Annotated in this window: 13 protein-coding genes and 1 riboswitch; of the genes, 1 reads left to right on the forward strand and 12 read right to left on the reverse strand. The window is 31.9% G+C overall.

The window, feature by feature from the left end; translation table 11 throughout:
- Positions 1-61: 61 nt before the first annotated feature.
- The 4 genes from AC4PG3_RS00600 to AC4PG3_RS00615 form a co-directional block, all read right to left on the reverse strand.
- A complete protein-coding gene (locus tag AC4PG3_RS00600; protein ID WP_492196315.1) occupies positions 62-1453 on the reverse strand; it encodes an ISLre2 family transposase in 1392 nt (463 codons plus the stop codon).
- Positions 1454-1699: 246 nt separating this feature from the next.
- On the reverse strand, positions 1700-2797 hold the full coding sequence (locus AC4PG3_RS00605) for a glycerol dehydrogenase (protein ID WP_492197153.1): 1098 nt from the start codon (positions 2795-2797) through the stop codon (positions 1700-1702).
- An 89-nt stretch (positions 2798-2886) separates the two neighbouring features.
- A complete protein-coding gene (locus AC4PG3_RS00610; RefSeq protein WP_492197154.1) occupies positions 2887-4863 on the reverse strand; it encodes a methyl-accepting chemotaxis protein in 1977 nt (658 codons plus the stop codon).
- 360 nt (positions 4864-5223) lie between these two features.
- Positions 5224-6402: an IS110 family RNA-guided transposase gene (locus AC4PG3_RS00615; protein ID WP_492196428.1), complete on the reverse strand. Its 1179-nt coding sequence runs from the start codon at positions 6400-6402 to the stop codon at positions 5224-5226.
- Between the two features lie 273 nt (positions 6403-6675).
- On the opposite strand from AC4PG3_RS00615, the gene dsdA reads away from it, so the two are divergent.
- The gene (gene dsdA, locus AC4PG3_RS00620) at positions 6676-7998 is read left to right on the forward strand and encodes a D-serine ammonia-lyase (protein ID WP_492197155.1); all 1323 of its coding nucleotides are present in this window, start codon (positions 6676-6678) and stop codon (positions 7996-7998) included.
- A 105-nt stretch (positions 7999-8103) separates the two neighbouring features.
- Here the strand turns inward: dsdA and AC4PG3_RS00625 are convergent, their stop codons facing one another.
- The 8 genes from AC4PG3_RS00625 to AC4PG3_RS00660 all read right to left on the reverse strand — a co-directional run bounded on the left by AC4PG3_RS00625 (position 8104) and on the right by AC4PG3_RS00660 (position 15240).
- On the reverse strand, positions 8104-8805 hold the full coding sequence (locus AC4PG3_RS00625; protein WP_492197156.1) for a DNA/RNA non-specific endonuclease: 702 nt from the start codon (positions 8803-8805) through the stop codon (positions 8104-8106).
- Between the two features lie 366 nt (positions 8806-9171).
- Positions 9172-10293 carry an ABC transporter substrate-binding protein gene (locus tag AC4PG3_RS00630; RefSeq protein ID WP_492197157.1) on the reverse strand — a complete coding sequence of 374 codons (1122 nt, stop codon included), beginning with the start codon at positions 10291-10293 and terminating at the stop codon, positions 9172-9174.
- A 23-nt stretch (positions 10294-10316) separates the two neighbouring features.
- Complete coding sequence (locus AC4PG3_RS00635) at positions 10317-11096, reverse strand: ABC transporter ATP-binding protein (protein WP_492197158.1); 780 nt, start codon at positions 11094-11096, stop codon at positions 10317-10319.
- A complete protein-coding gene (locus tag AC4PG3_RS00640) occupies positions 11093-12112 on the reverse strand; it encodes a FecCD family ABC transporter permease (RefSeq protein ID WP_492197159.1) in 1020 nt (339 codons plus the stop codon). The genes AC4PG3_RS00635 and AC4PG3_RS00640 overlap by 4 nt, the downstream gene beginning before the upstream one ends.
- Positions 12102-13115 (reverse strand): methyltransferase, encoded by a 1014-nt coding sequence (locus AC4PG3_RS00645; protein WP_492197160.1) that lies wholly within the window; start codon positions 13113-13115, stop codon positions 12102-12104. Before AC4PG3_RS00645 ends, AC4PG3_RS00640 begins: the two co-directional genes overlap by 11 nt.
- A gap of 203 nt (positions 13116-13318) precedes the next feature.
- Positions 13319-13493, reverse strand: a riboswitch (cobalamin riboswitch).
- 78 nt (positions 13494-13571) lie between these two features.
- A complete protein-coding gene (gene rhuM, locus AC4PG3_RS00650) occupies positions 13572-13997 on the reverse strand; it encodes a RhuM family protein (protein ID WP_492197161.1) in 426 nt (141 codons plus the stop codon).
- Complete coding sequence (locus AC4PG3_RS00655) at positions 13933-14166, reverse strand: virulence RhuM family protein (protein ID WP_492197162.1); 234 nt, start codon at positions 14164-14166, stop codon at positions 13933-13935. The genes rhuM and AC4PG3_RS00655 overlap by 65 nt, the downstream gene beginning before the upstream one ends.
- A gap of 297 nt (positions 14167-14463) precedes the next feature.
- On the reverse strand, positions 14464-15240 hold the full coding sequence (locus AC4PG3_RS00660; RefSeq protein WP_492197163.1) for an acyl-CoA dehydratase activase: 777 nt from the start codon (positions 15238-15240) through the stop codon (positions 14464-14466).
- Positions 15241-15242 lie beyond the last annotated feature (2 nt).

Consider the following 15242-nt stretch of genomic DNA (forward strand, 5'->3'; position numbering starts at 1 on the left):
TAGTGTCAAGTTACTTTGGGTTTTATAAATAAAAGCATCTTCATATATTTATGTATTAAACTTAGGCTCCTCTAAAGGACTTAAGTATAGTGTTTAAGCCAGTATTTCTACCATCAGCTAATAGAGGTATGTTACCAATAACCTCATTTGCTGTTTTAGATATTATTTTTTTACTAATATTTCTCTTTTCTAATTTTAGTATTCTTTCTTTTTTTAACTGCTGTTTTCTTCTCTGATTAAATAGTTCATATACATTTCCACCGTTAGCCTTAAAAGCCCTCAATCTTGACATTTGATTGACTCCAACTTCACACCATCCAAGAGGTCTAGAACTTAGTCTATCTGATAATATATGACTTATGTGACCTTCTGCACTGCAGCCTATATAATCATCGTTATACTGATTTTTAATCCCTTCCCAGTTGTTTAAAATATATCTCTTTGAATCTTTAACTGATTCTTTCTTTGTATCTGTTTCTGTTTCTTCTAATATTATTTTAAAAAGCTCTTTAACATTTTCTATCTCTAATCTATTTATATAATTCCATAGGGGATGTGTTATATGTGGTAAATGAGCTGTAGCTTTCTTTACATACTTGGATAAATGAAATCTATCTAATACATATACAGACTTATTTATCCATCCTACTCCTTGTTTTATCCAGCTTGCACCATCTCCTGAAAGATATATCTTTTCTATTTTATCCATATCATAAGCTTCATCTATGTAATCAGCTACTTCCAGCCATAGATCTTCACTTGATTTATATACTCCACTAAATACTCTCTTATTTATCAATCTGTATCTATCTTTACTTACTTTTTCTCTTCCTTCATGAACATAAACAAGCTTTGGTTCTATACATTTACCTACTTGAAGAGCTACATGATCTTCATCAGCTTCAATGTATAAAAGCTTTATTTCATTATTTCTTTTCTTTATTGGAATTACATTGTTTTCTACAACATCAAGTTCTCTAATTGTATTCATTACTGTTTGACCTGTTATATCTAGATTGTCACTAGCTTGAATTCCACTTTTTCTGTAAGAGGAATCTATTGATTCTTCTACAAGCTTTGATTTCATTAATGTATCTATCTTATCATGTGCTTTTATTCCTAGCATTTCATCTGATAAATATTTGTATTCACCTGTTTTCTTATTTTCATAATATGTCCTTTTGTATTTAACTTCTCCAAATATTGTCCCTAAACTTTTTACATTATCTTTACTTTTTACAATCCAGTCTTGTTTTCTATTAATATCTTCTTTTACCCTTTTATCTATTTCTTCTAACGCCCCAGAAACTAGATCTACTCCTACTTCATTTAGTGTATTTTTTATATTTATTGCAAAGTCTGATATTCCTTTTCCTTCTTTTAATACTATTTCTAAGTTTTTATTTGTACTTTCAATGATTTTTTCTACAATTTGTTGTATAATTGTATTCATAAGAGCATCTCCTTTTATATGTGTATTTGGTTTGGACACCTATATACTATCATATCTTGGAATGCTCTTATTTTATTTTTGATTATTTTCCCCAATGTAATTTTACACTAAGTTTACTTATATTTTTTATAAAAATATTCTTTAGAGGAAAATTTATAGGATTAATATTTTCCAATTAAATAAAAAATCTGTAGATATTGGAAATTACTCAATCAATATCTACAGATTTAGTCAAATTATACTTTATTATATATTGGATTTAAATTTTTCACCTAAGGCATCTGCCCCAAGTATTGCAGCATATACATCCTCTGGTGTAACTTCAAATGGCATATTGTGAATAGTTTCTCCTTCTGTACAACTTAATTTTGCTACTTCCATTAATTTTTCCTTTGATGCATCCTCTATATTTAATTCCTTCAATGTTGTAGGTAAGCCTACTTCATTACAGAAATATAGAACTTCTTCTATCTCTTCTAATGATGCATTTTCTAAAACTAATTGAACTAATACTCCAAAAGCAACTTTTTCTCCATGATATAAATCATGGGTTTCATCAATAACTGTCAATCCATTATGAATAGCATGGGCTGCACCTAGTCCTCCACTTTCAAATCCAATTCCACTTAAAAATGTATTGGCCTCTACTATCTTTTCAACTGACTTAGTAGAAACTTTTCTTTCTACTGCTAATTTAGCCTTTAAGCCTTCATCTAATAAAGTTTCATAGCATAAATCAGCTAATGCTATGGCTGCATCTGTAGGATATTCCCCTGCCATAGTCTTTGCTCTACTACTTGCAGCTGCCCTTGCCTCAAACTTAGTAGCCAGTGCATCTCCCATACCTGCCACAAGTAATCTAGCTGGAGCATTTGCAACTACTTCTGTATCAACTAATACTATATCTGGATTTTTAGGAAATGCTAAGTATCCATCAAAAACACCATCATCAGTATATAGTACAGATAATGCACTACAAGGAGCATCTGTACTTGCTATAGTAGGAACTATAACTACTGGTTTTTTTTCATAATATGATATTGCCTTTGAAGTATCATGTATCTTGCCTCCACCTACTCCTATTACAGCATCACAGTTTTTCTCTTTAAATTCTTCCCTTAATCTATTAATCTCATTTCTTGAACATTCTCCATTAAATTCAACAAAATGTAATTTTCCATAATCTCCAAAACTTTCCTTTATAGTTTCTCCAAATCTTTTATATCCAGATTTACTAATTAGAATAAAGAAAGAAGTACCTAAGTTTTCTACATAATTTTTGATTCTCTTTAACTCTCCATTACCTTGAATATACTTTCCTGGTGAAATTATTATTTTTGCCATTTCTTCTTCCTCCTTAGATTGTTTAAAAACTTATATCTCTTTATTTATGCCCTATTTGATAATATTTAAACAATAGGATATTAAATAGCTTAATATTTGAAGGTGGAAATGGACTCTCTAAGCTCATTAGATAAATTTGCTAAATTCATTGCTGATGTGGCAATTTCCTCCATTGCCATAGTTTGTTGTTCGGCCCCATCTGAAACTTCATCTACTGATTTCACATTGTCATTAGCTATATTAGATATTGTGTTAAAATCATTTGTTACTTCTGTAGCACTATTTGAAACTTCTCTTGTTAAACTAGTTACTTCCTTAATTTCATGAGCTATTTTATTGATTTCATTTAATATATCTGAAAAGTTGTTACTAGATTCATTTACTATTTCTACACTGGAATCTACTTCTTGATTATTTTCTTCTATTAAGTTTACTGTATTCTTAATATTTTCCTGTATATTTACTATTAAGCCAGCTATTTGATCTGAAGAGTGGGAAGATTCTTCTGCCAATTTCCTAACTTCTTCAGCCACTACTGAAAATCCCTTTCCAGCTTCTCCAGCTCTTGCTGCCTCAATAGCTGCATTTAATGCTAAAAGATTTGTTTGATCTGCTATGGCACTAATACTATCCACGATTTTTTCTATTTCCTTTGAACTTTCATTTAATCTATATATTTCTTTTGAAGTTTCATTTGTAGAATTTTTAAGTCTATTAATCCTATTCACAGCATCCTTTGATGCTAATATCCCTTTTTCTGCAACTTTTAAGGTATTGTGTGTAGAGTTGTTGATATTGTCAACATCTATCGCCACAAGATTAATTTTATCAGCTATCTCATTTACTCCTATATTCGATCTCTCGATAGAATTAGCTTGAACATGTGCAGAATTAGATACCTCTGAAACAATGCTCAAAATTTCCTCTGATGCAGCTGTTACTTCTTCAGAAGAAGCAGATATTTCTTCACTTGTATCTGCAACTTGTTCTGATACCTTAGCAGATTTAGATATTAAATCACATAAACTGGAAGTCATCATATTAAAAGAATTGGCTAATATGCTAATCTCATCCTTTGTTTTTACTGTAATATTTTGTGTTAAATCTCCTTGGGCTACCTTTTCTGTTTTATTGATTAATTCTAAAATTGGTCTAAAGGAATGTTTTAAAAATAAATATGTAAGACCTAATAATACTCCTAGCAATACTAGGGTAAATATTATTCCATTTCTTCTAATATCAGCTAATGTATTAACTAAGGCTGATCTATCCATTATTATTTTAAAATAGCCTGATATATCACCTTTATAATCTTTAAAAGGCAATAGAGTTACATTATACTGTTTATCAGCTGTCTGTAAATAAAGGGTTTCATTATTTTTTAATTTTTCAATGTAATTTTCTTCATCTATATCCCAAGTATCAGTATCTATGGTACTGGCTAATAAATTGTCATCGGTATCTCCATCTTGGAATTGATAAATAAAATATTCTCCATCATAATTTGATTTAATTTGCTCTACAAAATTGTTTCCAAAATCAGAACCATATTCTACAGTACCAACATGAGTATTATTATAAGATATAGGTGCCACTACTCTAAATCCAAATCCTGCCACACCTTCTTCTAATCCTCGTACAATTTCCTTTTTTTCATTGGCTTCATTTACTGTAAATCTAAAATCTTTTAAGCTATCACCATATTTTTCTGGTTTATGAAGTCTCAAAAATGAGGTGGAATCTGGTAAATGAAATTGTATCTGTGCAACTCTATCAGAAATACTATTAAATACTGGTAATAACATTTCCGTTAGTGCTTCACGATTTCCCTCTGCAAATAATCTTTGAACTTCTAGATTGTTTGCTAAAGACAGTGCACTAACCTCTGATGTTTCAATTTGCTCTTCCATTTGCATATTAATTCCTTGACTAATTGTTTGAAGAGCTTCTTGTTCTTTTTCAATTATAGTTTTTGATGTTTCATTAAATGTGTAAAATGATAATAATGAAAAAACAATTAAAATTGAAATACTTATACCTAAAAATATCTTTGTTTTTAGCGACATAAAATAAACCTCCCTTGATGTTATGAATACATTATAATCACTAACATTATAGATATCGGTATTTAGTGACAAATATTTAACATCAATGGGGAAAGTTGCAAATATAATAAATAGTACATCATTGTATTTTTAAATATTATATACTATACTTTTAAAAAAGATAGACCAGCTATTAAAAGTCAATAAATAATTTAATTTATTTTACCTTTGTGATTATAGAATTTCTGTCAGAACCCGTCAAGGGAAAAAGAGCCCCTTGACAGAACCTGCCATAAATTCTTATGTAAAATTAGGCAAAACAAATAAGCCTAAACTGTGTGTACAAAATTTAGGATGATAAATAAGCTATACAAGTGATTGTTACTTGATATCAGGCACATAAGGTTCATTATCACGCAATACAGCAAATATAATATTACACATTTTTCTAGCAACTGCACCAACTGCAGTTAAATGGTGTTTACCACGTGCTTTGAGTGACTGATAATAGACAGATAATGCCGGATCTTTAAATGCAGCTACTGTAGCTGCTAACCAAATTGCTCTACGAAGATACGGAGAACCACGTTTAGAAATTTTAGTCTGTGTACCAACAAAATCACCAGACTGTTTTACAGCAACATCAAGGCCAGCATAAGCAACAAGTTTAGGAGCAGTTTCAAAGCGTGAGATATCACCAATTTCTCCAATGATTATGGCTCCAAGAACATCACCAATACCGGTAATAGTTGTGATAACTTGATTGGTTTGATGTAGCAAGGTTGAAATTTCGATTTCTAGTTCTTTTAATTGTTCTTCAATAAAGTTAATTTGAGCAATAATTTGCTTAATTTGAAATGCAAATGCATCTTTAGCAAAACTGACTCCAAAAGTATTAATAGCTGATTCTTGTATTTCAGAAGCTTTAGACAAACCAAAACGGCCTCTGCTTGCTTCTGATAAAAGTACTGTAAGAGTATCAGTATCAACAGATACCATATCTTCAGGAGTTGGATATTTTGAAAGAAGTTCTCTAGAAGTTACTCCAAAGGTATCTGAAAAGAGCTTGGAGTATTCAGGAAAAACTTGATCTAAAAGAGCAATACACTTGCGTTTCCAATCAGAACATTCATCTACTAAGGCAAGGCGATACCGAGATAATTGACGTAAAGCCATAATATCCTCATTCGCCAAAGATGTGGATGAAAACTGTCCGAAACGCATAATTTGAGCAATGATAAAAGAATCTTTAGAATCATTCTTGGTTTGCCTAATATACATTTTTCTAAAAGCATCTGATTGAATAGGATTGATAACATAAACAGTAAATCCAAGATCAATTAGATAAGAATACAGGCTAACCCAATAATGACCAGTAGCTTCCATACCAATAATTACCTTAGAGGTATCAGCTTCAAACTTATCAAGTAAAGCTGCTAATTTAGCACAGCCAGCTTGAGAATTTGAGAAAGAAATACTTTTAGCGAGAAGCTCACCATTAGAATTAATAATAGAAGCTTCGTGGTTTTTCTTAGCAATATCAATACCAACATAAAACATAAAATCACCAGCTTTTAAAATATTAACAGATAAAGTCTAGAACCTCTCTACTTTACACAATACAACCTCGTTAGATATTCAGTAACTAGGTACTATCCAGCTCATTCGCATATGGATGTAAAGAAGAGGCGTAACCCTATTTAAGGAAGACAACGCTTCAAGGAGGTAGACTACGACCCCTATCTGTACAACTATTATCTCACAAGATTAGTGAGATAGAAAAGAGATTATAGTTTAATAACTATAACTTTATTATACGAGGAGGTAAGAAATGTGGTAAGTGTACAAAAATGGGTTGAAAAGATTCCAGCACTAGACGATATTATCCACCTTAATCCTACAGTTTGGATTAATCCTAATAAAAAAGTTGATAAAGAGGCTTGGAAGAATATCAATTTTACTGAAAGGGATATTTATGAAGCTGATGAACGATTAAGAAGATTTGCACCTTTATTAATGAAGTATTTTGAAGATACAAGGAAGACCAAGGGAATAATCGAATCACCTTTAAGAGAAATTGAAGCCATGGAATCTTCACTAAAATCAACTAGGGATTTCCAAGGAAAATTGTTTTTAAAAATGGATTCTCATTTAGCAGTAGCTGGGTCAATTAAGGCTCGAGGAGGTATTTATGAAGTTCTATATTATGCGGAAAAGTTGGCATTAGAAAATGGACTAATTAACCAAGAAGATGATTATAGTAAGCTAGCAAATGAAAAGAATAGAAAGTTCTTTTCAAAATACACTATTCAAGTTGGTTCTACAGGTAATTTAGGTCTTTCTATAGGCATTACCTCTGCTACCTTAGGATTTAATGTGATTGTTCATATGTCATCTGATGCTAAACAATGGAAAAAAGATCTTTTACGTTCAAAGGGAGCAAGAGTTGTTGAATATGATGGAGACTTTACAGCCGCAGTAGAACAAGGAAGAATACAATCAGAGAACGATCCAAACAGTTATTTTATAGATGATGAAAACTCAGATACACTATTCATGGGATATGCTGTTGCAGCTTTAAGAATAAAAAAGCAAATGGAGGACTTAAACATTAAATTAGATGAAAATCATCCAGCATTCTTCTATATTCCATGTGGTGTTGGTGGTTCTCCAGGGGGGATAAGTTTTGGATTAAAGAAAATTTTTGGAGATAAAGTACATATTTTCTTTGTAGAACCAACTCATGCACCAAGTATGTTAATTGGAATGTCAACAGGTCTTCACCAAAAAGTAAGTGTTCAAGATTTTGGAATTGATGGGAAAACTGAGGCAGATGGTTTAGCAGTAGGAACAGCTTCTGGCTTTGTAGGTACAGTGATGGAGACATTATTAAGTGGCATATTTACAATTCAAGATAAAGAACTATTTAATTATATGAGAGAATTAGACAAATCCGAAGGGATTAGAATTGAACCTTCAGCTTGTGCTGCATTTGAAGGAGCAGTAAAGTTATTTGAATATTCCCCTACAAAGGAATATTTAAAGAATAATAATCTAACAAATAAACTAGAAAATATAAATCATATTGCTTGGGCCACTGGTGGCAATCTAGTCCCAGATGAAGTTATGGAAACCTATTTAGAAACTTATTTATAATTATACAATTAACTAAAAACAACTGATAAAAAAGCTGTCCAACTAAAGACAGACCTTTGGTTGGAGAGCTTTTACTCTATGCCCCTCTTATATCAACTAACAGTATTACTCAAAATTTGATATTGTGTCTATAATCATATCTATTACTTTGTCTATAATTCTATCTAAGTCTAATTCACTATTGGATTCATCAGGATCTGCATTGTCAAAATCATCATTAATCACATTTCCATTTATAGTATAGGTGAAGCTATAGTGCTCAGGAATCTGTGTCTCTGTATCTGGATAAGTAATTATAGCCATAAAGTTTGTAGCTCCTCCAGCATCTCTAATTGCTCTCTCCATATATGCCTGGTCTCCATGTCTATTTAATGTACTATTTTGTGGTGTTATATTGTAGGCATTAGATACACCACCTAGAGAATCTGCTATGACATGTCCTTCATCTAAAGTCTTGCTCTCTACACCAGGAACTTTGGCTTCATCTGAATAATATCTTCCTGTAGAAAGTACAGGTTCATTTCTATCATCTTGTAGCACTATCTCTTCAGCTACTACTTTTACTAATTGTCCATGTTCATTAGTAAATCCATAGTACTCTCTATCTCCATATCCAATATCTACTACAACATTTGGCTCTCTATGTCCTGATTGATCTCCCCCATCTACTTCTATTAAAGTATATTCGCTAAATAATTCATCTTTATTAAAAGCAAATTCTATCTTTTCTCCATCTTCCCCATTAGATAGGAAAAATAAAACTATTAAAACTAAAATGGGAGCAATCAATTTTCTAATTTTTTTCATCTAATTCACCTGCATCTTCTTTTATTTTTTCACAATATATGCCATTATACCAGAACTTGTCTAATAATTTCCAGCTTTAAATATATTAAAAGTAAAATATAAAAACTATGTTTACTTTAATCTATAGTTTGGTATAATATAAGTAAGGTAATCAAATTCGCAAGATGTGATTGCCACCATAACAAGATTAAGTTATAGTATAGTCACCCTGTTGCAGCAGGGTGCTATTTTTTTCTGTCGTTATTCTATCATATGCAAACCTATGTTTCAATAATTATCTCTAATTCTACAATGAATAGAAAAAACTGTAAATAGAAGAATTTTAATCCTCTATCTACAGCTTTAAATACATTAAATAGGAATATACTATTTAACAGGGTCTAGAATCTCCTCTAAAAGAGAATCTGTTAACTCAATATTGTACTGGCGTTTATAATAATCTTTCATATAATCATTAAAAAATTCTTGACTTATTGTATCTGGATAGTTCTTCATAGTCATCCATATAAGAGTTAAAGGAGAATCCACATTTGGTGCCCCCCAATTAAACATCCCTTGCGGCATATCATATATAGCTTTATTTTTAAAGGCTTTGATATATGACCAATCCTGACCATCTATTTCATTTTGAAGATAGACATCTGCATCTAAACCTACAAAGTCATATATAATATCAGGATTCCATTCATACAATTGTTCCATAGAGATTTGAGCACTATCTCCTTTTAAATCTCCAGCAAGATTTATTAGGCCTGTTTTTATTAACCAATCATCTCCATAATAATTTCCTCCTCTAACACTAAGTGAATCTTGAGTATTGCTTCTAAGCATTATTGCAGTTTCTTTATCTCCATCACTGATATCTTTTAATGCCTCATCTACTATCTTATTTGCTTCATCCCATTCTTTTTGTAAAGTATTTTCTTCTTCTATTTCAAAGATTTCTCTCATTAAAGTATCTATTTTCACTGACCAGTTCTCATTTTCTGGATCATCCATATAAAAATCTACAACTGGAACCTTCACATTTTCAAGTCCCTTTTTCTGAGATTCACCATATACTAAGATAATGTCTGGCTTCATCTTCAAAACTTCTTCTGTATTAGAGGTGAATCCACTTAAGAAAGATGTATTGATAGACTGCCAATTAGGTATAACAAGATTTAATACCTGCTCATTGACTATTTTAATTGAAGTTGGATGTATCCCTACTAATTTTTCAGTATCCTTTACCACACTGGCATAAGTTGCAACTAATGGTGGTGCGACTATGATGACTCTATTTATTTCACTAGCCCTTGGAATTACTACTTCTTTACCTGTCAAATCGACTATAGTTCTATTTTCATCTTGATCTTGATTTTGATTTGTCTCTGTATTTGTATTTTCCTTTTGATTTACATTTGTCTCTGTGCTTGTACAACCTGTAAGTGCAATTGAGATTATCATGATACATAATAAGAGAGTACTTAATTTATTTTTTTTCATAATTTTATCATCCCTTCTTTAATTTAATGTTCTGGAACTAATACAAAGGTTTTTGCGTTGATTCCCAAAGTTTTCAAATCCAATATTCTAGTTTTCACTTCAAAAAAACGATCTATATTTTTTTCAGTTAATATTTCACTTGTATGTCCAAATTCATATATACCATCTTCCCCCAATAATAATGTATAATCAGAAATTCTCAAAGCATGTTCAGGATTATGGGTATTCATAATACAAGAGATGTTTTTTTCCTTTGCAAGCTGATTAAGCTTATTGAGTATTAATTCTTGATTTTTAAAATCAAGATGTGCTTCTGGCTCATCTAATATCAATAGCTTAGGATTACTAGCAAGAGCACGAGCAATATAAACCATCTGTAGCTGACCACCACTCATTTGTGAGCATTTCCTCTCAGCCAAATGCTGGATTCCCATCTGTTCAAGACTTTCCATGGCAATACCTCGATCCAGTTTAGAAGGCATGGCAAAAGCCTTCATGTGCTTTGTACGTCCCATGCAAACCATGTCAAGAGCAGTATAGGGGAATGATACCTGATGTGCTTGGGGTACATAAGCAATGTCTTTAATACTAGAAATCCCCTGTATTTTCTCTCCATTCACCTTTACACATCCTGATTGCCACTTTAATATGCCTGTTAGACAACGTAAAAAAGTAGTCTTTCCAATACCATTTTGACCTAAAACACAAAGAAATTTTCCTTCTTCTAGGCTTAGAGAAAGATCTTTCAATATAGGCTTATCTATTGTATAACTAAAACATCCCTTTACTACATCAAGTCTCAATTCATCTCATCTCCTTTCTTAAAAAATATTAGAACAAAAATCGGTGCTCCTACTATAGCAGTCAAAATCCCAATAGGAATTTCTGCTGCAGTTGCTGATCTAGCTATTAAGTCTACAATGACCATAAATAATCCTCCAGCCACACAAGATGCAGGTAATAACAATTTGTTATCCGCACTTATATATTCACGACAAATATTCGGGATAATCATTCCTATCCAACCAATTATCCCTGTTACAGTCACACAAGCTGCAGTTATAAATGTACACGCAGTAATAATTATAAATCTATTTTTCACCGGATTTATACCTAGAGTATAAGATTCTTCATCTCCCATGGAGAGTACATTAATCCTCCATCGCATAGCCAGTAAAACAATTAAGCCTAGTCCAACAAAAACCACTACAAATGATACCTTGTCAAGAGTAGCGCCTGAAAAACTACCCATCAGCCAATAAGTTATTGATGGCAATACAGAATCCGTATCTGCAACGAGTTTTATAAAGGAAATCAATGCACTAAAAAATGATGCAACAATAATGCCTGAAAGTACAAGGGCTAAGGTGGATCTCTCCTTTTTCATTTTGGAAATAGAATAAGTCATGAAAACACTTATTAATCCTCCACTAAAAGCCATTGTTGCAATACCAAAGGGAGAGCCTGTACCCAAAAACATTGCCAATGCCGCTCCAAATCCTGCTCCATTGCTTACTCCCAAGATATCTGGGCTAACTAAAGGATTTTGAAAAATACCTTGAAATGCAGCACCTGATGCTGCAAGCCCTGCACCTACAAATATATTTAGCAATATCCTGGGCATACGAATATCCCAGATAACGTTTGCCTCTATACTAGAATCTGCTATTCCTATTATCTTTTGAATCAATATTGAAATTACTTCCCTTGGAGATAAAGAATATCGTCCCCAAAAAAGAGATATAAAACTAACTAATATAAGAAGGACAATTCCAACCACAATGGTTTTTATTGCATCTTTCTCTACTTTAGTCTTCATGCCTATTTTTCCTTACTATATAATTTAATCCATCCTCATCTTGATACACAATTTCTAATCCAGTATTTTCAATTGCATTTTTAGTAACAATATCTGGCTTTAAAATATCCAATCCGTTCAAATGACTTGATAACCAGCCTAAAATAAAACTACTTGGTGCTGTAAATGCCTTGTTGATCCCATGGGTATTGATATAAATATATCCACCATCATTAAGTGAATCATATAATTTTTTTGCCATCACATCTAAATCCCCTACAAAATCTAGAACCCCTGAAGCAATGATAAGATCATATTTATCTTCGAAGGAATCATTTATAAAATTTCCAGCTAAGGTCTTCACTTGATTAGAGACTCCATACTCCTTAATAATCTGTTGTGTAAGTTCTATAACTACTGGTTGGTCAAAAACTAGGCATTGTGAATTTGGAAAATTCCTTGCAATTTCTATGGACATAATTCCAGAACCACCACCCATGTCAAATACTTTGAATCCTTGGTCTTCTTTGAAGTAATTTCTTATCAAAGCTATAAACTTCTGTACTCTTCCCAGATACATTGTGTTTCTTGCTCCTTGTCCCATAGATCGAAAATCAAAAAAATCAGACCCATTTTTGTCTTTCAAATCTGTTTTTTCTGATCCATTTTTCACTAATTCTGATATATTCTCCAAATTTGTCATATCTCTCCAATAGAGAATATGTTCACCTAAATACATTTCACTTTCTGGGTTTAAATAATAATCAGTCTCAATTGAGTTTGAAAAAAAATCCCCTTCTTTGTTTAACAAATCAATAGAAGTTAAAGCATTCAGTAGAAGTTCTAAGTTTCTAGGATTATATCCTGTTTGTTTTGCCAGTTCCAATGCTGAAATAGGGTTATGAAGTCTTTTAAATAAATCTAGTTCTATACCTGAATACATCACCTGGGCTTCAAGCATAGCATGTGTTTTTCCCATGAATTTTTTGGCACTAAATGGGGGCATATCATTTGCTGTTTTCATTTTTAAATCCTCCTATAAATTAATTTATAATACATGCATAGTTTTGTATGGAAGCCTTGTTTAAGCAAAAAAGAATCTTTATACTAATTTCTATTTATATTTAAAAAACAAAAAAACTGCTTATTCAGCAGTTTTTATATAAATAGAGTATACATTCATAATGTGTTAACAATACAACTGTATCTGATTCTCCCACCGAAATCTACAATCAACCATATATGGCAGGTCTTCTGACTCTAGTTCATCCAAGCACTCTATCTTCCCGGTTTCCCAGTGATAAAATTAAGTACCTGTCCCTATTACAGCAGCGGGGGCTGTTGTAGATTTTCACTACATTCCCTTTTTAATATTAATATAACCACATATGCACGCTATTAAATTATATTCAGTTTAACATTTTAATTTTTTCAAGTCAAGGTAATTTTAGTACCTAGCACCGTAGCCCATTAATAAATATTAATCTTTCCCCTTTTCCAGTTTCTTTTGAGTGTTTTTTACATGTTCGATAAAATCTCTCTCTACTTTCGTTAATTTCTCTTTATTACGTTCTTTGTATTTCTTGTATTCTAATTCTGCCTTTATCTTAGCCTTTTTATGACTGATTTTCCCTGCATTATCCAGTAACTCACTTCCACTCATTTTGATAAAGTCATCTAACTTCTCTATCCAATCCTTCATATACATGGGACGTTGTCTTAGTGCTTGTAGTTCAGCAAATTCTAAGTAAGCAGTAACTAATCTATTTAAGATTTTAATCTCATCCTCGTTCAAATAATTCTTAGCAATAGAAGCATCTGATTTCCTCAAACTCTTACCATCAAAAGAAGTCATTCCCATCTGAAGCAGTGTAGGCAAATTTTGCCCATACTGAATCTTTCTCAAGTTCACCTTCTTTAAAAATATTCCTTATATGCTTACCAATTACACTTCTATCTCGTTGGAACAACTCTCCCATTTGATCTATTGAAAGCCAAACAGTATCATTGTCAAATGTGGTTTCGATTTTTGTCATGCCATCTTCTGTTTGATACATGATTATTTCTGAGTTCATTAGTTCATCTCATTCATCAGCTTAATGTTTGATATATACAAACATCATCTCGTTTAATTTATCTATTACTTGTACTATATCATTCTTAATTTATTTTTAGTAGTAATGATTTTTAATCTAGTAAAAGCTCCTTATTTATAATGGAAATTTATAAAATTAGTCACAAAATTCATATTTTGTAAGGAGTAAAAAAGCTGTAGCTAGAGAGATTTTAGTCCTCTATCTACAGCTTTAGATTTTACATGATGATTAGCTGTCATTAATTATGCCAAGTTTAGTGGATTATGCTGTGTTGTGCTAGTTGTTTTTATTATATGCACAAATACATGCTCCAATAGCTCCTGCAAATAAAGCGTGTTCATGAGTTTCTACTTTCAATCCAGTAATTTTAGATATTACTTCTATTAAAGAATTAGATTTTGAAAGCCCACCACTCATTAATACTGGCGCCTCTAAATCTAAATTGATCTTTCCTGTCATTACCCTGATCTTCTGAGCTATTGAATGTAGGACTCCTCCCATAATCTGTGACCGATCCTTTTCCATGGATAATAAGCCTATGATTTCTGACTCGGCAAATACAGTACACATGCTGCTTATAGATATAGGATCTATTATATTTGCAAATCTATCTATATCATTTAATTCTATACCAAGAATTTCGCATGCCATACTAAGAAATCTGCCTGTTCCTGCAGCACATTTATCATTCATCAAAAAATCTGAAACCCTTTGATTCTGGATTTGAATAACCTTGCTATCCTGTCCACCAATATCGATAATACCCTGAGTTTCAGGCTTAAGATATATTCCTCCATAGGCATGACATGTTATCTCCGTAAATATATGATCTGCAAAGTCTATTGCCTCTCTTCCATATCCAGTAGCAATGATATTGACATCATCACGAGACAGTGAATTTTTCTTCAGTAGATGTTCTAAAGATTCTGATGCTGAAAATTTAGGGTTCCAACCTGTCTTTATAGCATAGATATCCACCATATCTTTCCCATTAAAGAGTACTGCCTTACACATTGTTGACCCAGAATCTATGCCAATATAAAAATCTTTCATAA

This window comes from Tissierella sp. QWL-11 (assembly GCF_058683765.1).